Annotated in this window: 17 protein-coding genes and 1 other RNA gene; all 18 read right to left on the minus strand. The window is 54.3% G+C overall.

Annotated features, from left to right (window positions below; all coding sequences use genetic code 11):
- Positions 1-72: 72 nt before the first annotated feature.
- Positions 73-1,611 carry an aldehyde dehydrogenase gene (locus BAA01_12690; protein ID OUM87456.1) on the minus strand — a complete coding sequence of 513 codons (1,539 nt, stop codon included), beginning with the start codon at positions 1,609-1,611 and terminating at the stop codon, positions 73-75.
- Positions 1,612-1,883: 272 nt separating this feature from the next.
- Positions 1,884-2,316, minus strand: an RNA gene (gene rnpB, locus BAA01_12695) — RNase P RNA component class A.
- A 75-nt stretch (positions 2,317-2,391) separates the two neighbouring features.
- The gene (locus BAA01_12700) at positions 2,392-2,766 is read right to left on the minus strand and encodes a DNA-binding protein (GenBank protein ID OUM87457.1); all 375 of its coding nucleotides are present in this window, start codon (positions 2,764-2,766) and stop codon (positions 2,392-2,394) included.
- A gap of 318 nt (positions 2,767-3,084) precedes the next feature.
- Positions 3,085-4,206: a Nif3-like dinuclear metal center hexameric protein gene (locus BAA01_12705; GenBank protein ID OUM87458.1), complete on the minus strand. Its 1,122-nt coding sequence runs from the start codon at positions 4,204-4,206 to the stop codon at positions 3,085-3,087.
- Positions 4,182-5,003 carry a hypothetical protein gene (locus tag BAA01_12710; protein OUM87459.1) on the minus strand — a complete coding sequence of 274 codons (822 nt, stop codon included), beginning with the start codon at positions 5,001-5,003 and terminating at the stop codon, positions 4,182-4,184. Before BAA01_12710 ends, BAA01_12705 begins: the two co-directional genes overlap by 25 nt.
- A 166-nt stretch (positions 5,004-5,169) precedes the next feature.
- The gene (locus BAA01_12715; GenBank protein ID OUM87494.1) at positions 5,170-6,273 is read right to left on the minus strand and encodes an RNA polymerase sigma factor RpoD; all 1,104 of its coding nucleotides are present in this window, start codon (positions 6,271-6,273) and stop codon (positions 5,170-5,172) included.
- 92 nt (positions 6,274-6,365) lie between these two features.
- On the minus strand, positions 6,366-8,234 hold the full coding sequence (locus BAA01_12720) for a DNA primase (protein OUM87460.1): 1,869 nt from the start codon (positions 8,232-8,234) through the stop codon (positions 6,366-6,368).
- Between the two features lie 174 nt (positions 8,235-8,408).
- A complete protein-coding gene (locus tag BAA01_12725; GenBank protein ID OUM87461.1) occupies positions 8,409-9,236 on the minus strand; it encodes a phosphoenolpyruvate synthase regulatory protein in 828 nt (275 codons plus the stop codon).
- Between the two features lie 5 nt (positions 9,237-9,241).
- Positions 9,242-9,892: a transcriptional regulator gene (locus BAA01_12730; protein OUM87462.1), complete on the minus strand. Its 651-nt coding sequence runs from the start codon at positions 9,890-9,892 to the stop codon at positions 9,242-9,244.
- 28 nt (positions 9,893-9,920) lie between these two features.
- The gene (locus BAA01_12735) at positions 9,921-11,996 is read right to left on the minus strand and encodes a glycine--tRNA ligase subunit beta (GenBank protein ID OUM87463.1); all 2,076 of its coding nucleotides are present in this window, start codon (positions 11,994-11,996) and stop codon (positions 9,921-9,923) included.
- The gene (locus tag BAA01_12740) at positions 11,989-12,873 is read right to left on the minus strand and encodes a glycine--tRNA ligase subunit alpha (GenBank protein ID OUM87464.1); all 885 of its coding nucleotides are present in this window, start codon (positions 12,871-12,873) and stop codon (positions 11,989-11,991) included. The genes BAA01_12735 and BAA01_12740 overlap by 8 nt, the downstream gene beginning before the upstream one ends.
- Before the next feature lie 161 nt (positions 12,874-13,034).
- On the minus strand, positions 13,035-13,793 hold the full coding sequence (locus BAA01_12745; protein OUM87465.1) for a DNA repair protein RecO: 759 nt from the start codon (positions 13,791-13,793) through the stop codon (positions 13,035-13,037).
- A 311-nt stretch (positions 13,794-14,104) separates the two neighbouring features.
- On the minus strand, positions 14,105-15,010 hold the full coding sequence (locus BAA01_12750; GenBank protein ID OUM87466.1) for a GTPase Era: 906 nt from the start codon (positions 15,008-15,010) through the stop codon (positions 14,105-14,107).
- Positions 15,007-15,420 carry a cytidine deaminase gene (locus tag BAA01_12755; GenBank protein OUM87467.1) on the minus strand — a complete coding sequence of 138 codons (414 nt, stop codon included), beginning with the start codon at positions 15,418-15,420 and terminating at the stop codon, positions 15,007-15,009. The genes BAA01_12750 and BAA01_12755 overlap by 4 nt, the downstream gene beginning before the upstream one ends.
- Before the next feature lie 65 nt (positions 15,421-15,485).
- Positions 15,486-16,151, minus strand: coding sequence for a hypothetical protein (locus tag BAA01_12760; GenBank protein OUM87468.1), 666 nt, complete (start codon positions 16,149-16,151; stop codon positions 15,486-15,488).
- Positions 16,152-16,185: 34 nt separating this feature from the next.
- Positions 16,186-16,590 carry an rRNA maturation RNase YbeY gene (locus BAA01_12765; GenBank protein OUM87495.1) on the minus strand — a complete coding sequence of 135 codons (405 nt, stop codon included), beginning with the start codon at positions 16,588-16,590 and terminating at the stop codon, positions 16,186-16,188.
- Positions 16,591-16,643: 53 nt separating this feature from the next.
- Complete coding sequence (locus BAA01_12770) at positions 16,644-18,770, minus strand: hypothetical protein (GenBank protein ID OUM87469.1); 2,127 nt, start codon at positions 18,768-18,770, stop codon at positions 16,644-16,646.
- Between the two features lie 110 nt (positions 18,771-18,880).
- Positions 18,881-19,879: a phosphate starvation-inducible protein PhoH gene (locus BAA01_12775; GenBank protein ID OUM87470.1), complete on the minus strand. Its 999-nt coding sequence runs from the start codon at positions 19,877-19,879 to the stop codon at positions 18,881-18,883.
- Positions 19,880-19,886 lie beyond the last annotated feature (7 nt).

The following is a 19,886-nucleotide window of genomic DNA, read 5'->3' on the forward strand; positions in this document are numbered from 1 at the left end:
TCCATTTTATGCCGATCGTTGAACGGGAAAAAGGTCATTCCTTGCCAAGAATGACCTTTGATGCATACAGTTTCATTTCGACAGCTTGAGCAAATCAAGATATGCCCGGACAAACCCTGCCAAGTTCTTTCTTCTTCCATAATGGTTTTTGATCAACTGACGGAATGGCTCCCACTTTCCGCGATAGGGAAACCAATGAACCTCTGATCTCCTTTTCCCCTTGTCCAAAACAATAGACTTCTGATGGCAAAACGTCTGCAGCCCGATCTCGGCATGGTAACGTCCGATTCCGCTTTCCTTGACCCCTCCGAAGGGCAGATGGGGATTGGAAACCGAGACGATCACATCGTTGATGACGACGGCCCCGGATACGAGGGCGTCCGCCACACGCCGCGCTTTGTCCAGGTCGCCGCTCCAGACGCTGGCATTCAGTCCATAAGGGGAATCATTGGCCAAGTGAATCACCTCTTCTTCCCGCTCAAAGGGCAGGACGCAGAGAACGGGACCGAACGTTTCCTCCCGCATGATCTTCATCTCAGGCGAAAGATCGGTCAAGATCATTGGCTGGACGTGAAGCCCCTTGCCTTTCTTCCACTGCTCGGGCGGCAGTCCGCAGACCAGCCGGGCGCCGCCGGACAACGCCTCCGCCACCTGGTCCCGGACGATGTCCAGCTGTCTGGGAAAGGTCATCGAACCCAGATCGGTCGTCTCAGCGTCCATCTCCTGGCTTAAGGCTTCCACTTCCTGCCGCAAGAGATGAATGAACCGCTCATACACCGGCTTTTCGACGTATATTCGCTCCACCGACATGCACACCTGTCCGCTGTTGGTCAAGGCGCCCCAGACCGCCCCCTTGGCGGCCCGTTCCAAATGCGCATCGGCAAACACAATCATCGGGTCCTTGCCGCCCAATTCCAAGGTGGTGGGAATCAGCCGTTTGGCCGCCTCCTGCTGGATGATTTTTCCCGTCCGCACGGAGCCGGTGAAAAAGATGTAGTCCGGCGCAGTCGCGACGAGCGCCGCCCCCACCCGTCCGTCGCCGTGGGCCACCTGGACCACCTTATCCGGAAAATCCACCTTTTGAAACAGATCCTCGATCATTTTTCCCACCAACGGCGTCACTTCGGACGGCTTGAGGATCACACTGTTGCCGGCCGCCAAGGCGCTGATCACCGGCACCATCGCAAGCTGAAACGGGTAGTTCCACGGCGAGATGACCAGCACCACCCCACGCGGATGATAGGAAATATAGGACCGTTTACCTATCAAGGTCAGAGGGGTCTTTACCTTTTTCGGCGCGAGAATGGATGCGGCATGCTTTTCCACATAATGAATCGCATCCGCCACCACCAGAATGTCCGCTGTCAGCGCTTCCACTTTTGGTTTGCCGGTGTCCCGGGCAATCACATCCGCCAATTCGTCCAGGTGATCTACTATATACGCTCTCAACCGCCGAAGCGCTTCAATTCGCGAGGAAAGCGGTTCTTGGCGCCATGCTTCAAATGCCTTTCGGCCATCTTGCACCATTCCGGCACAGGCTTGAATCGGCGTCACGGGAATTTCATCCAGGGTCTCGCCTGTTGCGGGGTTGATCGCCGCGAGGGTTTCCATCGCTCTCACCTCACACCTCTCTTTTCAAACGCCATGGCCATGGTAAACATCCTGCGCATCAATTTGTACCTGATTATATTTTCTGAACGCGAAGAGGACAATACCGATTTATGTAGTGATTTTTGTGTCGTTTGCATTTATGTCTATGTAGTGATTGGAAATAAAAATCCGCCGCCGGCGCGCTTTTCTTCCCTTTCACGATCACGCAATACCGGACGACGGATCGCTTTTGATCGAATCGAAGTACGTATTGGTCAAGCCGCTATGTGTATTGGACAAGTGGTCCTGTAAGCCGAGTTCTGTACTCCTAGTGCTGCAAGCGGGATGAGCGATCATCCCTCGCACGTCTGGAGCGGCAACCATCTATCTGGGATGTGCATTGCTGCACACCTCAAGCGACCAACCCGGGATCACCGCGGGCCACGGTTAGACGCGACAGGCGTCTCGATCCCCTATCTGGTCTTGCTCCGGGTGGGGTTTACCAGAGAATATGTCGCCATATTCTCTCGTGAGCTCTTACCTCACGGTTCCACCCTTGCCTGTGGTACCAGAAGGTACCCATCGGCGGTCCATTTCTGTGGCACTTTCCTTCGGCTCGCGCCGACTGGCTGTTAACCAGCACCCTGCCCTGTGGAGCTCGGACTTTCCTCCGGCATCGGCCAGTCTGTCAGACCTGCCTAAGCCGGCGGTTGCCCGGACCACTTGCCCCTGTCAAAACGACGCATAATATTATAACATATTGCTAACCACTGATCAAACAAACGTCATCCTTGGCGTGGGTCAAGAAATCTCTTGCGACATGGAACCAAATGTGAATTGATCATTCAAACCCATGTTCACTACGCAGATCGCTTCGATATGATGAACCAGTTCCACGATGACCGTATCTTTGACAACAAAACGAACAACGCCGAACACATGCTCATCGAATGTGTCGTAAATACGCCCGGCACTTCGGCATCCTTTAGGAACGGTTTGCGGACTATTCGCAACATATCCGATCTTTCCGACAGGCATCATCTCCGCCTTGATTGCCTCCTGATCATGGGGATTATCAGGTTCTTTCCGAAAACGTATGAGCTGGCCAGGCCTGATAAATTCCGTTCCAAAATAATACTTGGTCCCTGTCACTGCAACAAAAACCGATGACTTCATCACTTTCGCTCCTCAATATTTGTATCCTATCGAAGACAAACGGATTTTTTCTGGTATTTATTTTAATAATGACAATATGACAACTTGATGTCAGCAAACATTTATTCTTGATTTGATTGCTCAGTGACCAGGAAAGGATTTAGGCAGGTATCGTGCATAGCAAAAAGGCGGGCGTTGTAAGAATACCTTACAAGCCCGCCTCCCATCATCCATGAGCGCCAACGATGCTTTGACGAATGTGGCTTGACATTTTCAAATGGCATTCTCACCGGCGCTTGACAGGAATTGTGTCAGACATAACAAGAGACGAAAAAGGGACTAAAGATAAGCAAACGGATCGGTGTTGATTTCTGAAACCAGGATTTCGGTATCCGGATATTTCCCGGACAACTGATTTTTCAAATACTCGGCCAGACGGCCCTTCATGACCTGTTCCACATGATGCCCCGGATCCACCAGACACAGGCCCATCGCAAGGGCATCATGCGCCGTATGATAATAAATGTCGCCGGTAACCAGGACATCAATCCCCCGGCCGGCTGCCTGGGAAACAAAGGAATTGCCGTCTCCCCCAATCACCCCGACCTTTTCAATCAGGCAATCAGGCGGTCCGACATAGCGCAGGCCGGGCAGAGACCACTTTTCTTTCACAAAACGGGCAAAATCCCGCAGGGACATCGGCGCCGCCAGCCGTCCCTTGCGCCCAAGTCCCCGCGTTTTTCCTGGTTGTTCCAGCGGATACACATCGTAGGCCACTTCCTCATAAGGGTGAGCGTCAAGCATCGCCCGGATGACCGAAGACTGAATCGATTCCGGCACAATCGTCTCGAGGCGCACCTCAGCGACCCGTTCCAACGTCCCTTGCTGTCCGATAAAAGGATTGGTCCCTTCACGCGGCATAAAGGTTCCCGTACCCGGGATTTGGAACGTGCAGTGGCTGTAATTGCCGATCCATCCGGCCCCGGCTTCAGACATCGCCTGCATGACCGGCTCGACATGATCTTCCGGAATGAATACCACAATCTTCTTCAGCCGTTCACTTGCCAAGGGGATGAGAACTTCCGTATCCTGTAATTCCAACGAGGAAGCCAGCCAGTCGTTCAGACCGCCGTCCGCCAGATCCAGATTGGTGTGCGCTACGTAGATGCTGATGTCGTGTTTGAGGCACTTTTCAAGCAGCCGCCCTTGCGGCAGGTCTGTCCTCAGGTGGCGCAACGGCCGGAAGATCACCGCATGATGAGCGATGATCAGGTCCACCTTCTTCGCAATCGCCTCATCAACGACAGATTCCAGCACATCCAGCGCCACCATGACCCGCCTGGCTTCTTTCTGAAGCGTCCCGACCTGCAATCCTATGCGCTTTTCGTCCCCTTCCATCGCCAAGGATTTGGGCGCCAGCTTTTCCACCAGCTGGATCACTGTCTGAGCATGTGCATACACCTGGACAGCACCTCCAATTGTCTGAGTTCTTCCTTCACCCGGCTCACCTTTTCCTGCTGGAACGTGCGGGCTTGACTCAATCCTTGGAGAATCCGCCGCCGCTTGTCGGTCTCATACGCAATCCGGCGAAAGACGAGTGACCCTCGCTGTAGCTTGCGCGTCTCCTGCAGACATTCCTTCATCAACAGCCTGGGCCCGAGAAGATACAGGAGGAACCAATCCTCCTTCAAAAAAGCCAAATCGCGCATGTGGCACAAAGATTGCACAGCGGCCTGATAGCTGTCTTCCGTTCCCTGTTCGTATGTGAGGATCTCATAGAGATGATCCCCATCCAAGACGAGCTGCTCCTCGCAGAGTTTCCAACCTTGATCAAGGAGCGCCTTTCGCACGAGATGCGAGGCCATGTTCGGCTGCAGAATGAGCCGCTGAAAGGAAACGGTCTTCTCCGGATCGGCGGTCAGGAGGCGCCGGATCAGATCCCCGCCCATCCCGGCAAGAACGACGCTGTGCACCTCGCCGGCAGCCAGCGGCTCAAGACCGTCTCCCAGCCGCACCGCGATGCGATCCGACAGGCCGGCTTCCTGTACAGCCTGAAGGGCACGTTGATACGGACCTTCTCTCACTTCGACCGCGACGGCTTGAGGACAATGTCCGCTTTGCACCAAGGAAATGGGCAAGTAAGCATGATCGGTACCCACATCGGCAAAAGGCACACCCGTCGGAATCTGGGTGGCAATCCGGCACAGGCGGCGGGAGAGCAGCGGGTGTTTTCGCTCCTGATGGATTTTGATTTTCATTTTCACCATTCCATTGAAGAATTCAGGTGAAATTCAGGTGAAAACAGGCGCTTTCACCTGAATTTTTTCAAATGTTCGCATACACGTCCTGAAATGTGTTTGCATTTGGTTTCAGGAGCATGTAAAATGATAGCAAAGAAAAGAACTCACTGACCGTGAGTTCTCCTTACTCCAAAAAGTCTTTTAACCGCTTGCTCCGGCTTGGGTGACGCAGCTTGCGCAATGCCTTGGCTTCAATCTGGCGGATCCGCTCACGCGTCACGCCGAAAACCTGGCCAACCTCCTCCAAGGTTCTGGTCCGGCCGTCATCCAGACCAAAACGCAAGCGCAAGACATTTTCTTCTCGTTCCGTCAACGTATCCAGAACATCCTTCAGCTGCTCCTTGAGCAGCTCATAAGCGGCAGCATCGGATGGCGCCAAGGCATCCTGATCCTCAATAAAATCGCCAAGGTGGGAATCGTCCTCTTCGCCAATCGGCGTCTCGAGGGAAACAGGTTCCTGAGCAATTTTGATGATTTCCCGCACCTTTTCCGGGGTCAGATCCATTTCCTTGGCGATCTCTTCGGCCGTCGGTTCACGTCCCAGTTCCTGCAACAGCTGCCGGGACACGCGAATCAGCTTGTTGATGGTCTCCACCATGTGGACCGGGATGCGGATGGTCCGTGCCTGATCGGCGATGGCCCGCGTAATCGCTTGACGGATCCACCAGGTTGCGTAGGTGCTGAATTTGTAGCCTTTCCGGTAATCAAATTTCTCGACCGCTTTCAGCAGCCCCATGTTTCCTTCTTGAATCAGGTCGAGAAACAACATCCCGCGACCCACATATCTTTTGGCGATGCTGACAACCAATCTGAGGTTCGCCTCTGCCAGCCGCTTTTTGGCTTCTTGATCGCCTTGCTCAATCCGTTTGGCCAGTTCGATCTCTTCTTCGGCGGACAACAGCGGCACGCGGCCAATCTCTTTCAAGTACATCCGGACAGGGTCATTGATTTTCACGCCAGGCGGAATGAGCAAGTCATCGTCAACCATGTAGTCTTCATGATGATCCACATCCGCGTCAAGATCCGGATCCAATTCCGGCACGTCCAAATCTTCGTCTGATTCGTTGAGCACCTCAATCCCCTGTTCACTGAGCTGCTCAAAAAACTCATCAATCTGTTCCGGCTCTTGGTCAAAGGGGGACAGGCGCTCCATGATTTCCTGATAGGTGATCATCCCGCGCTTCTTGGCGGTTTCCAGCAGTTGCGCTTTCGCCTGTTCAAGGGTCATTTCTTGATTTTGCTCATCTTTTGTCTGTTCTTTCGTCTTCTCCACGTAAAACCCTCCTTCCATCTACTCGGCCACTCGCATCATTCGATCGTTCACATGGTCGTATGGCGGACTGCGGGGCGTTGACCGCTCAATTCTTTTTTCAGTTGGATCAACTGTTGAGCCAATTCCAGCGCCCGCTTCGTGTCACCCAATCGCTCTGCTTTCTGGATCTCTTCTCTCTTCTCTTCAAATTCGATCCATTTCGGATAGCTTTTGATCTCTTTTACATAATCGATAAGCTCTTGGGGCGAGGCGTCCCCTTCCATTTCCATCATGGCCAATTCACTGGCCAGCTCCACCAGCCGCACATCGGTTAGCGTATGGATAAACCGGCTGACATCCATCTCCCGGGTACGTTCATAATAGGCATACAAATATGCCGCCAGCACAGCATGTTCCTCTTCGTTGAACTGGCTTCCGATCTCCTGTTGGGCGAACTGGACGACCTGTTCGTCCCTCATCATCCAGGCCAGCAATTTTCGTTCTGCCGCATAGTAGGCAGGAACCCGTTTCGCGGATGCGATCAGATGTTTTGTGCCAGTTTTTGTACTAGTATTTCCTGCGCCATCCACTTTATCCCAAATGTCCCGTTTGGCTGCTTCCCTCTTCCGCCGATGGTATATCCGCCGCTGTTCCATCTTCAACGCATCCAACGAAAGATGGAATTCGGCCGCGAGCTCCCGCAAATAGTGATCGCGTTCAATCGCAAAAGGCAGTTCGGTGATCACCTCTAACGCCGCCTGCACGTAACGCAGGCGCGACTCTTCATCGGAGAGGTCAAATCGGCGACGGAGCTGCTTCAGGCGGTACTGCACCACAGGCAACGCATTGCCGAGCACGTTGTAAAGAAACGCTTCCCGTCCGTTTTCCCGGATATACTGATCCGGATCCTTGCCTTGCGGGATTTCAGCGACCCTGACGATGCAACCGGCCTCCCGCAACACATCAATCCCGCGCAAGGAGGCTTCCTGCCCAGCACGGTCCGCATCATAGCAGAGGATCACCTTTTCTGCATGGCGCCGCAAGATGCGCGCATGCTCGGGAGTCAGCGTCGTCCCCAACGTGGCAACGACATTTTGGATCCCATGCTGAACGGCGGCCATCACATCCATATATCCTTCCATGATGATCACTTCATCTTGCTCCCGGATCGCCTGCCGGGCCCGGTGCAGATGAAACAGGACACGGCTTTTGGAAAAAAGCGAGCTCTCAGGGCTGTTCAGGTATTTCGGCTGGTTCGCCGCCTCTCGCATGAGACGACCCCCAAAGGCAATCACCCGGCCACGCAGGTCAAAAATAGGGATGATCAGACGGTCCCGAAATTTGTCATAGTATCTTTTTTGTCCTTTTGCCTCTGAAAGTAAACCTCCCTTCACCAGAATCTCGGGAGAAAACCCCTTTTTCTGAAGAAATCTGGCTAACACATCCCAATTTGCTGGCGCATAGCCCAATTGGAAGGTTCGGGCGGTCTCCTCGTTCACACCTCGCTGACGCAAATAGTTCCGGACTGCTGCCCCATAGTGGGGATGATACAACAGATACTGGTACATCCTGGCTGCCCACGCGTAAGCCTCAATGAGCTTCGCCTTCTCCCCGCTTTCTCCCCGGGAATCCTGCTCGTCCTGAGGCATGTCCACGCCTGCCTCCTGCGCCAGGAAGCGGACAGCCTCCACGAACGTCATTCCCTCTATTTCCTGGATAAAGGCAAACAGGTTTCCTCCTTTGCCGCAGCCAAAACAATGAAAAATTTGTTTTTCCGGAGAGACAGAAAAGGAGGGTGTTTTCTCCGAATGGAACGGACATAACCCGAAGTAGTTTCGTCCGCTTTTCCGCAGTTGGACGTACCTTCCCACCACTTCCACGATGTCGAACCGGTTGCGGACCTCTTCGATCAATGACTCAGGGATCATCCGCGCCATTCCCTTCACCTTTCGACTGATTACTTTATTCTACAAAAATCGAGTTTTTCCTCCCTGCTCGCGCATATTCGAAAGGTGAAAAATTGTCCAAACCCCATCTTCCAAAATCGGCCTTTACTATTATATACGTGAAGAAATAAAAAAATCCTCCATATTCTTAAAAAACAAGCCCGTCTACCGGCCAGAGGAACCCTGCCGCAACATGTCCAAAATCAAATTGGCGGTTTCCTCTACAGCCTTGTTCGATACGTCAATCACCTTGCACCCGATCCGTTTCATGATTTCATTAGCATAAGCCAGCTCCTGTGCGATGCGTTCCGGATTGGCATAGTTGGCCGTGGAAGTCAGGCCGAGCGACTTGAGCCGCTCACTGCGAATCCGGACCAGTTGCTCCGGTTTGATGGTCAGGCCGATGCATTGATGAGGCGGAATCTGAAACAATTCTTCCGGCGGTTCCACTTCGGGAATTAAAGGAACGTTGGCCACTTTGTACCGTTTGTGGGCGAGATACATGGACAACGGCGTCTTGGAAGTGCGCGAGACGCCGATCAGGACGACATCGGCACGGAGGATGCCGCGCGAATCCCGTCCATCGTCGTACTTGACGGCAAATTCAATCGCCTCTACCCGCCGGAAATACTCTTCATCCAGTTGATGGGCCAGTCCGGGTTGCAGTTTGGGAGCCTGCTGCAACTTCTCCTCAAAAACGCGGATCATCGGCCCCATGATGTCCACGGTCAAAACACCAAGCTCATTGGCCTTTTCCAGCAAAAACCGGCGATGCTCCGGGAGCACCAGCGTAAAGACGATGATGGCATTGTTTTCCTTTGCCGAATGCACCATTTCCTCTATCGTCGCCAAATCCTCCACATAGGGGATCCGTCGGATGGTCACTTGTCCGTGCTCAAATTGCCTCAGCGCGGCACGCACCACCAGTTCGGCGGTTTCACCGACCGAATCAGAAAGCACATATACCACGGTTTCACTCGCAGCCATATCCATTCCTCCTACACAGACTTATCCTGGCCCAGTTCGACAAAAGCGCGCGTAATCGTGGTTTTCGTGATCCGCCCGATCACTTCCAGCCTTTCTTTCCCCTCTTTGGTTTCGACCTTTTTAACGACTGGCAGGGCGTCCACCTGGTTTTCGATCAATTTCCTGGCCGCATCGTGAAGGGTTTCTTCTGGTGTACAAGTGACCAGATTGGGCATTCGGGTCATGATGATGCTGACGGGAATTTCTTCCAGCGGTTGCTTGCCCATCGCGCTGCGCAACAGATCTTTGCGTGAAACCACTCCCGCCAGGTTGCCATCCTTTTTGGTGACAAAGAGCGTGCCGACATCCTGGACAAACATCGTCACAATCGCTTCATATACAGAGGTGGTTTCATCCACCATCACTGGAACGGCCTTGTAATCGCCCACTCGCATTTTCCGCATCTCTTCGACAATGATCGGGTTGCCGTTTTTCCCGACGTAAAAATAACCGACGCGCGGACGGGCGTCCAGATAACCGGCCATCGTCAAAATCGCAAGGTCAGGGCGCAAGGTTGCCCGCGTCAATTGAAGCGCTTCGGCAATCTGCTCGCCCGTAATCGGCCCCTTGTTTTTGACGATTTCCAGGATTTTTTCCTGACGTTTGCTCAGTTCGATGTCCACCGCCCCCTTTCACGGATCAATGAAAACGCTAGATCATCAGTTTGCTGAAATCGGCATACTGGCTGGTCAAATCGCGGATTCGCTTGAGCAGGGCCAAACGGTTGGCGCGCACCTCCTCATCTTCCACCATGACCATCACCTCTTGGAAGAAGTGATGAATCGGTTCGGCAAGCTCCGCAAGCACCGACAGTTGTTTCCGCGCATCCATTGGCGCGATGGTTCCCCATTCATCCCGCACCTTTTGCCAGGCTTCATACAGCCGCTGTTCGGCCTTTTCCGTCAGCTGATGGGCGATGAGAACGGCATCCTTCGCTTTGCCAGCCAGGTTGTTGACCCGTGTGAAGGCCTCAAAGATGGCCTTGGATTCCGCACGCTCTACCATCTCGTTGAGCACGCGCGCCCGCTCGGCCATGACGGCCAGTACATGTTGCGTGGAAGCGAACACGGCTTCAATACAATCATGCCGCACGCGCTCCTCTTGCAACAAGTATTTCAAACGCTGAAACAAAAAGTCCCGCAATTCCTCAACCAATTGACCGGCCGGGCGGCTTAGCCCCTGATGTTCCTGGTACGCTTCAAAAACCGGCTGCAAAAGCTCCTCCACAGTCAGTGCCGCAGCGCCGCCGACAAGCATTTGCACGACCCCGTTCGCCTGCCGCCGGAGAGCATAAGGATCTTGCGAACCTGTCGGAATCATTCCGAGAGAAAAGAATCCGACCAGCGTATCCAGTTTGTCCGCCAGGCTTAACACCGTGGCGATCGGTTGCGTCGGCAACAGATCGCCGGCATGGCGCGGCAGGTGATGTTCAAACACTGCCTCCGCCACCTCATCCGCTTCACCGGCCAGGCGGGCATAAACGCGCCCCATCACGCCTTCCAGTTCAGGGAATTCATAGACCATCTGGGTGACCAGATCAAACTTGCAAATTTCTGCCGCCCGCACAAGGTGTGACAGGCTTTTTTCACCGATGCCAAAATGAGGGGCCAACGCCAGCGCGATATGCCGCAGGCGGCGAAGTTTGTCCCCGATCGTCCCCAGCCCCTCTTGAAAAATCACCTGTTCCAGCCTGGAGACCGCCTTGTCGATCGGCATCTTCTGATCCTCTTCATAAAAGAAGCGGGCATCCGACAACCGTGCGCGCAACACTTTTTCGTTGCCTTTGCGCACCACATCAAGATGTCGGTCGTCGCCGTTTCGTACCGTCACAAAATAGGGAAGCAGGCGGCCAGAGGCTTCCGTCACAGGAAAATACCGCTGATGCTCGCGCATCGACGTGATCAATACTTCCGCCGGAAGCGCGAGGAATGCCGGATCAAAGGAACCATAAAGGACTGTCGGAAATTCCACGAGATGAACGATCTCCTCCAGCAAATCCTCGTCAATCGGAATCATCCAGCCTTTTTCCCGCTTCAGCCGTTCCACTTGCTCCAAGATAAGCGTCCGCCGTTCCTCTGCACTGGCAATCACCCGTTGTTCCTTGAGGCGTTCCGCATATTCCGCGGCATGGCGCAGGCTCACAGGCTGTCCGAGGAAACGGTGGCCTCGCGTCACCCGATCGGAAGGCACGCCGGCCACCTCAACCGGAATCACCTCGTCACCCAACAGCGCCACCAACCAGCGGATCGGACGAATGTAACGGAGCTTCTCTTCTCCCCAACGCATCTGCTTGGGAAAATGCAACCCCGTGATCAGTCCCGGCAACGCTTCCATAAGCAGTTGTTTGGTTTTAAGGCCTGGTGTGTCCTTGATCGCAAACACATAGCTGGCCCCGCCTACCTCCCGGAAAACCAGCTGCTCGGGAGCCACGCCTTGGCTTCGGGCGAAACCGAGCGCCGCCTTGGTCCACGCCCCGGCCTCATCCACCGCAATCGCCCGTGCAGGCCCCTTGATCTCCTGGTGCAAATCTTCCTGTTTCTCCGCGATATCCCGCACCAGGATCGCCAGCCGCCGGGGGGTTGCAAAACGCTCCAGCCCTCCATAGGCAATGCGCTGTTCGGCCAGCCAGGAAGCCATTTTTTCCTCCAGTTGCCGGATCGCCCCCGGTATCACTCCTGCCGGCATTTCTTCCATTCCAATCTCCAAGAGAAAGTCCTGTTTACCCATTCTGCTTGCCCCCTTTTAACAACGGAAACCCGAGCCGCTCCCGCTCCCGCAAGTAGGCTAGCGCGCATTCCCGGGCGAGCATGCGCACCCGGGAGATATACCCGGTGCGTTCTGTCACGCTGATGGCACCCTGTGCGTCCAGGAGGTTAAAGGTATGCGAACACTTCAGCACCCAGTCATAAGCCGGAAACACCAGTTCTGCCTCAAGGGCCCGCTTGGCTTCCGACTCGTACATCTGAAAGAGGTTCATCAACAATTTTCCGTCCGCCACTTCAAAGGTGTACTTGGAATGCTCATACTCCGGTTGGAGGAAAATGTCCCCATATGTAATGTCGTCTACCCAGACAATGTCAAACACATTATCCTTTTCCTGGATAAAAGAGGCGAGGCGTTCCAGCCCATAGGTGATCTCGACGCTGATCGGATTGGCCTCCAGGCCGCCAACCTGTTGGAAATAGGTAAACTGCGTGATCTCCATCCCGTCAAGCCAGACTTCCCACCCGAGGCCTGACGCCCCCAGCGTCGGGGATTCCCAGTTGTCCTCGACAAAGCGGATGTCATGCTCCAAAGGCTCAATGCCGAGCTGCCGAAGGCTTTCCAGGTAAATCTCCTGTATGTCATCCGGGGAGGGTTTCATAATCACCTGAAACTGGTGATGTTGGTACAACCGGTTGGGGTTTTCGCCGTAACGGCCGTCCGTCGGCCGCCGTGACGGTTCCACATAAGCCACGTTCCACGGCTCCGGCCCAATGGTCCGCAAAAAGGTCATCGGGTTCATCGTCCCCGCACCTTTTTCCGTATCATAGGGCTGGACAAGGATACAACCCCTCTCCCCCCAAAACTGCTGCAACCGCAATACGATTTGCTGAAAATTCACAGGTACATTCCCCCGCCTTTTCAGAATCTTATGCAACCAAAAGAAACACTCCCGTGCCCTCACATGTCAGGGACGAGAGTGTCCATCCGCGGTCTTGCTCCGCCACACCCTCATACGGCCTTTTCTTTTCAAGAGGAATATAACAGAAGGCCGCCAGACTGTCAAACGCCTTCCCACTCCTGAACCTGAGCCAAAAAAGCGGCAGATTTCAGCGGCAGATCAAGGTATTCTTCCATAAAAAGCTGCGTGATCCGGCTGAGCTGATTTGTCGTCTCCTCCCGCAGCCTCACCTGACCCAAGCGCAAAAGAGGAATCTCCTGAAACAAGCGCAATAGCTTGACCACCGTCTCCGATACAGCCTGTGCTTGCCCATCCTGCTCGCGGCAGTCGGCGCACAAGAGGCCCCCATAGCGAACACTGACCAAAAAGGGCCCGTATTCCCGCGAGCAATGTTGACACCGCTCCCATACCGGGCGGTATCCGGATGCCGCCAGCACCCTCAGGTCGAAAATGATTTTCAACACCTGCGCATCTCTTCCCGATTCCAGCAATTGCAGCGTATTCAGCAAAAAGGGGTACATCCCCTGCGATGGACTCTCCTCATCGCTCAACCGGTCCATACACTCCAGAAAATACATGGCATACGCCTGCCTGAGCAGGCTGGTTTCAAAAGCGCGATAGAAATGATGGATCACCTCGCCCTGGTTTAGGGTGCCCATCGTGCCCCGTACTCCCCGGTGAAAGTAGACGTACATGCCCTGAACCAGCGGCTGCGACACGGCTGCCAGCCGGCTCTTCGGCTTGCGCGCCCCCCGGGCCATCAGGGACAACTTTCCCTGCGGAGTGATCAGGGTGAGAATCTTGTGGGACTCGCCGTAATTCTGGCATCGCAACACCAAGCCCTCGGTCTGGTGAAGCATAAAAATCCTCTCCTCGTCTGTACAACCCCAGTATACTGCAAACGGGAGAGGCTGGAAAGGGAATGAGCTTCAATGTACGTTGTCCCCAAACGTGTCTTCACTGCTCAAAGGGTTCGCGTTGTCTTCCTGCTGTTCCGTCTCCAGGCGAACGTAATCCTTGTAGAGCAGATAGGCGTCCACACTTCCTGTCAAGGTAAAAAACTGCCATGATAAATCCCGCAACTGGATCCATCCTTTCGCTTAGGAACCTGTTCATAGGTTGACCCTGGGGACGCGTCATCATGCCAAGAAGATGTTTCCGATCGAACCGACTACTTCTTGTCCATCTGATAACCGAAGTTTCTCAGCATCAGGTCGCGATTGCGCCAATCCTCTTTGACCTTGACCCAAAGGTCGAGAAACACCTTGGAACCAAATAACGCTTCAATTTCTTGGCGAGCCATTTGACCCACCCTTTTGAGCATCTGCCCCTGCTTTCCGATCAGAATGCCTTTTTGCGATTGCCGTTCTGTGTAGATGACCGCGTGAATGTACACCACACCTTCCTCCCGCCGGGTCATCTCCTCGATCACGACAGCCACGGAATGAGGCACCTCTTCATGCGTCAGATGCAGGATCTTTTCCCGGATCAATTCCGCCACGATAAAGGTTTCCGGGTGATCGGTCGTCTGATCCGGAGGGTAATACATCGGCCCCTCCGGCAGGATGCGAAGAATCGACTGGATCAGGGTGGAAACGTTGTTCCCGTACAGTGCAGATACCGGGATCACTTCCGCAAAGTCGTAAAGCTGCCTGTAACGATCGATCACCGGCAAGAGGTCATCCGGATGAACCTGATCAATTTTATTCAGGATGAGGAAAACCGGTGTGTTCACTTGCTCCAACAGCCGGATGACAAACCGTTCACCGGCGCCGAGGGATTGCGTCACATCGGTCAGGAAGAGGATCACGTCCACTTCCGACAGTGTACTTCTGACCACTTGCATCATATAGTCGCCCAGCTTGTGATGCGGCTTGTGAATCCCCGGGGTGTCGATAAAAATGATCTGCCCCTCGGCGGACGTATAAACACCGTGAATGCGATTCCGGGTCGTCTGTGGCTTGTCTGACGTAATGGCCACCTTCTGTCCCAGCACCTGGTTCATCAACGTCGATTTCCCCACATTGGGGCGGCCGATCAAGGCGGCAAAACCGGATTTGAACGGCGAATCGTTCATGTCGAAATATCCCCTTTCAAAAAACTGGATGCGCTAAAGGGACGGGGAAGCAGCTCCGACATTTTCACCTGCGTGCTGTTTCCTTGCGTGTTTCCCAGAACCACAAGCGCCTCGTCCGGGAAAAACTCTGCCATCACCTGCCGGCAGGCACCGCATGGCGAGACCGGTTCCGGGGCATCGGCAACCACGGCCAACTTCAGAAATTGGCGTTTCCCCTCCGCGATCGCCCGGAAAATGGCCACTCGTTCCGCACACATGCTCAGGCCATACGACGCGTTCTCCACGTTACAACCTGTCACAATGGACCCGTCACGGCACAAAACGGCTGCCCCAACGCGAAAACCGGAATACGGCACATGGGCATGCCCCATCGCCTCGCGGGCGGCATACAACAACCGAGCCTCCTGCATCACTGTGGCTTCCTTTCCTTTTCTGCCATCAATCCTTCATCCTTTCAACAGCACCCAGCCTTTTTTCAGCCGTGCACCGAAAACTGATAAGCCAGACATGCCACGATGAGCCCGATCAACGCCCCCAAAAGAATCGGCCGGAAACGGACACCAAACAAGAAATGCGCCAGAAGTCCTGTAACGGATACCGCCAAGAACCAGATGCACAGCCACCAGTTTTCCGAAAAATACAAGCCGGACTGCAGGGCGGCGGCACTGATCAGGCTGGCCAGGAGGCTGGGAATCCACGCTTCATGCCGCCTTTCCGCCCACACCTGAAACATCAAGGTGACGAGAAAGACCAACGCCAGTCCGAGGATGAAAAACGGCTCGAGAGCCAGCAGCGGTTCGGCAAAGACGAGAGCGCCGGCGATCACCGCAAACCCGGCTGCCACAAGCACCGCACCCGCGGCCACATCCTTGGCCACTTTGGCCTTCTTGCGGTGTTCCTCTGTCAAGAGATCTACCACATTTTCAATCGCCGTATTCATCAGCTCGGCAAAAATCACAAACACGATGGCCACAAGCACCATCAATACTTTCCACTTGTCGATCTGCAGCCACAATCCACAGATGAGGACCAGGATGGCCATAAACAGGTGCACTTTCATATTCCGCTCATGCCGGAAAGCATGACGTAGCCCGCTCAAGGCATACTCAAAACTCTTCACAACGTTGAGCAGTTCCTTCATCGCAAGCCCTCCCGCACAAGGCGACCGCCTTCCTTCAACGGAACAAACCGAGCCGGGTCAACACGCTCTCCTGCCTGGCAAACATTTCCCGCTCCGCCTCCGGCGTGTCATGGTCATATCCCAGCAGATGCAAAAAACCGTGCACGACCAGAAAGCCCAATTCCCTTTCCAGGGAATGGCCATACTCTGCAGCCTGCGATACGGCGCGCGGCATCGAGATGAGAATGTCGCCGAGCAAGAGCGGAATCCCTTGGTCCGGTAAACTGTCGCCCTCCAGCATGCTGAAGGAAAGCACATCCGTGGGTTGATCCACCCCGCGGTACCGGGCATTGTATCGCTGGATTTCCCGATCATCCACAAGCAAGATGGACACTTCGCCGGATGAAAGGCGCTCCTGCTCCGCCGCGGCGGCAATCACCCGCTCGATCAGGCGATGCATCTCCGGGCCCACCGGCACCTCCGTCTGCACATTCTCGATAAAGACTTGGACACTCACGCTTTTTTCCGCTCCTTCTGCATTTCCGGATACTCAATCCGCGGGTGAAACACACCGTTTAGCCGTTCACAAATGGCTTCCGCCACGCGCTCCAAATCTTTGAGGGTCAAATCACACTCGTCAAACTGGCCGTCATCGAGACGTTCCTTGATGATCTTGCGCACCAGTTGCTCAATCCGCCCGGGATCCAGCTTGGTCATCGAACGTACCGCCGCTTCCACCGAATCGCATATTCCGACAATCGCCGTCTCGCGTGTCTGCGCTTTTGGCCCCGGATAACGGTAATCCTCCTCCAGCACCTCCGAACCATCTGCCATCTGCTTGGCCTTGTGATAAAAATACTTCAGCAATGTGGTGCCGTGGTGTTGCTCCGCAAAATCCTGGATGACCTTCGGAATCCCTGCTTCCTTGAGCATCTTTACTCCGTCGTACGGATGAGCCAGAATGATCGTCTTGCTCAGGTAAGGAGAGATTTTGTCGTGGGGATTTTCCTGATTCAGTTGATTCTCCACGAAAAAGGCGGGACGTTTCATCTTCCCCACATCATGGTAATAGGAACCCACCTTGGCCAGCAGCCCGTTGGCGCCAATCGCTTCTGCGGCCGCTTCCGAGAGATTGGCGACCATCATGCTGTGGTGGTACGTCCCTGGCGCCTCGATGAGGAGCCGTTTGAGCAGCGGCTGGTTCGGATTGGATAATTCGATCAGCTTCACGGCGGACAGGTAGCCAAACACCGCTTCGAATAACGGCATCAAACCGATTGTCAGGATGGAAGCCAACAGTCCGGCCGCCAGGCCAAAGGCCGCGGCGTAGACCCATTCCCGCAAAGAGGTTCCCGGCTGGAGGAAAAGGACGGCGGTAATGCTGAGCAGGCTGGCGGTACTGGCGTACAATCCTGCCTTGAAAATCGCCGAGCGTTGGCTCACCTGACTTAATACGTACAAGCTGGCGATGGAGCTGACAAACGTGACAAAACCGTACCGGAAATCAAACACTTCCCCGGAATCGGTATTCAGAAACACGGAAGCCAAAATGGCCGTGACGATGGCGGCAAAGACGGCCAGACCCCGGCCCAAAAGCAGCAGTATCAGCATCACGCCCAGCGTCGCCGGCGCGCCGAAGCCAATATACGGATAACCCAGGACCTGGAAGGCTGCAAATATTTTCAAAACGACGGCGTTCAGCAAAAGAATGCTCAGGTATAAAAGAAGCGGTTTATTCCCTTTCTGGATCGGAGACGGGTACTGCTTGAGAAACGCAGCCAGCGCCAACAGCAACAACACGAGAAAACCGGCTGCAGCCAGATGATACACCGTGCTCTGTCCGGGATCGCGAACCAGTCCAACCATCTCCAGCCGTTCATAGACTTCACGGGTGATCAACTGTCCTGCCTGAACAAGCGGCTCACCCTTTTCAATCATAACCGGCTCCACCTGGTTGCGCGCCTCCTCCTTGAGGCGCCGGGTTGCCTCCGGATCATACAGGATATTCGGCCGGATCGATGCAGACGCCAGCTCCACAACCAGATGAGCTTCCCATTCGGTCAAGTCAAACGCCTTGACCTGCTCCTGGATTTTTGCACGGGATTCCTGCAAGTAGGCGTTTCCTTCTTGCACGCCGGCGTTGAGAACAAAGATCACGGTGCTGCGCGCAATGGAACGGAGGGCATTTAGACGCTCCGGAGTGAGTTTAGCCAGTTGGCGAAAGTCCTTCTCGTCTAAACGGGCCAAGGTCAGCACCTCGGCCAATTGTTCCGCTTTCTGCTGCGTACTGAGTTGATCGTCCTGAGTGACGGCAGCGATGCGATCAAATTCCTGATCCAGCCTTTTTACCTGTGATTCCATCACTGCCGCATCCCGGACATATTGAGGAGGAACGTTGTTTTCGGCTTTTTGCCTGGCCTCCTCGGTGGCCTTCGGATCGATCATCTGCACGGGTGAACGAAGCGTCTCCTGGCTGAGACGGCCGATCTGGATCTCATAGGTTTGTGGAACCAACTGACCCAGCAACAGGAAAAAAAGGAGGACAGCAAAGCCTCCATAGGCTAAAAATCGAACCTCTTGCCTGTACTGCCAATTCTCACCCCATCGTTCGGTCACCCATTTTGCCATGCGATGTTTCATCGCAACCCTCTCCTATGGCCTGATGTTCCATGATTGCCATCCTTACACCCTCATGCATTCCGGCCTGCTTCGCACCCGGCTCGGCGTTGTGAAGTTGTCGTGCAACTGCTTCAGCTTATCGTATGCTTCGCTTTATCATATGCCTCGATGATCTTCTGAACAAGCATATGCCGCACCACGTCCTCCTGCTTGAGATAAACAAAAGCGATCTCTTCAATGTGACGCAAGAGCTGTTCGGCTTCAATCAGCCCCGACTTCTTCCCCTTCGGCAGATCGATCTGGGTGATGTCTCCGGTGATCACCATTTTGGAACCAAAGCCAAGGCGCGTCAGGAACATCTTCATCTGTTCCGGGGTCGTGTTCTGTGCCTCATCCAGAATGACGAAAGAGTCGTTGAGCGTCCGGCCCCGCATATAGGCCAGCGGAGCCACTTCGATGATTCCCCGCTCCATGAACTTGTTCACCTGATCGGCACCCAGCATTTCATACAAGGAATCATACAAAGGACGCAGATAAGGGTCCACTTTCTCCTGCAAGTCGCCGGGCAAAAAGCCCAAGCTTTCCCCCGCCTCCACTGCCGGCCGGACAAGGACAATCTTTTTCACCGCCCCGGACTTCAGCGCCTGCACCGCCATCACGACCGCCAGAAATGTCTTTCCCGTACCGGCAGGCCCTATTCCGAAGATCACATCCCGTTTTCGGATCGCCGACACATACACCCGTTGTCCGAGCGTTTTGACACGAACGGCTTTGCCGCGATGCGTCTGTCCAATTTCTTCCGAATACAGATCCAACAGTTCCTCCTCCATCTGCTGCTCGACCAGTTCCATCGCATAGACAATATTGGTTTCAGAAAGATGAAATCCCTGCCGAATCAACTTCAGGAGAACGACAAACAGACGCTGCAGCTTGTCCACCTGTTCTTTCGTTCCGGTCAGGGTAATCGTTTCATTCCGTGCCACGATGTGCGCGGGGGTGCTCTTTTGGATCAATCGCAAAAAGCTGTCATTCGGCCCAAACAAGCTCAGTCCCTCAGCCGCATTTTCCAGTTGAATGGTGGTTGTCCATTTCTTTTCTTGCAATTGCTCATGCTCCAATCTCACATTCATCGCTTTC

Origin of the sequence: Bacillus thermozeamaize, assembly GCA_002159075.1 — a bacterium.
Taxonomy (GTDB): Bacteria; Bacillota; Bacilli; order ZCTH02-B2; family ZCTH02-B2; genus Bacillus_BB; species Bacillus_BB thermozeamaize.

Coding starts and splice junctions, on each gene's coding strand:
- BAA01_12760 (OUM87468.1), bottom strand. CDS start 16,151: ATGAAGGAACTGCTCAACGTTGTGAAGAGTTTTGAGTATGCCTTGAGC.
- BAA01_12720 (OUM87460.1), bottom strand. CDS start 8,234: ATGGCGCGGATGATCCCTGAGTCATTGATCGAAGAGGTCCGCAACCGG.
- BAA01_12750 (OUM87466.1), bottom strand. CDS start 15,010: ATGAACGATTCGCCGTTCAAATCCGGTTTTGCCGCCTTGATCGGCCGC.
- BAA01_12755 (OUM87467.1), bottom strand. CDS start 15,420: ATGCAGGAGGCTCGGTTGTTGTATGCCGCCCGCGAGGCGATGGGGCAT.
- BAA01_12710 (OUM87459.1), bottom strand. CDS start 5,003: ATGAAAATCAAAATCCATCAGGAGCGAAAACACCCGCTGCTCTCCCGC.
- BAA01_12735 (OUM87463.1), bottom strand. CDS start 11,996: ATGGGTAAACAGGACTTTCTCTTGGAGATTGGAATGGAAGAAATGCCG.
- BAA01_12690 (OUM87456.1), bottom strand. CDS start 1,611: ATGGAAACCCTCGCGGCGATCAACCCCGCAACAGGCGAGACCCTGGAT.
- BAA01_12770 (OUM87469.1), bottom strand. CDS start 18,770: ATGAAACATCGCATGGCAAAATGGGTGACCGAACGATGGGGTGAGAAT.
- BAA01_12715 (OUM87494.1), bottom strand. CDS start 6,273: ATGACCCTTGAACAGGCGAAAGCGCAACTGCTGGAAACCGCCAAGAAG.
- BAA01_12765 (OUM87495.1), bottom strand. CDS start 16,590: ATGCATCGCCTGATCGAGCGGGTGATTGCCGCCGCGGCGGAGCAGGAG.
- BAA01_12745 (OUM87465.1), bottom strand. CDS start 13,793: ATGCTTCACCAGACCGAGGGCTTGGTGTTGCGATGCCAGAATTACGGC.
- BAA01_12725 (OUM87461.1), bottom strand. CDS start 9,236: ATGGATATGGCTGCGAGTGAAACCGTGGTATATGTGCTTTCTGATTCG.
- BAA01_12775 (OUM87470.1), bottom strand. CDS start 19,879: ATGAATGTGAGATTGGAGCATGAGCAATTGCAAGAAAAGAAATGGACA.
- BAA01_12700 (OUM87457.1), bottom strand. CDS start 2,766: ATGAAGTCATCGGTTTTTGTTGCAGTGACAGGGACCAAGTATTATTTT.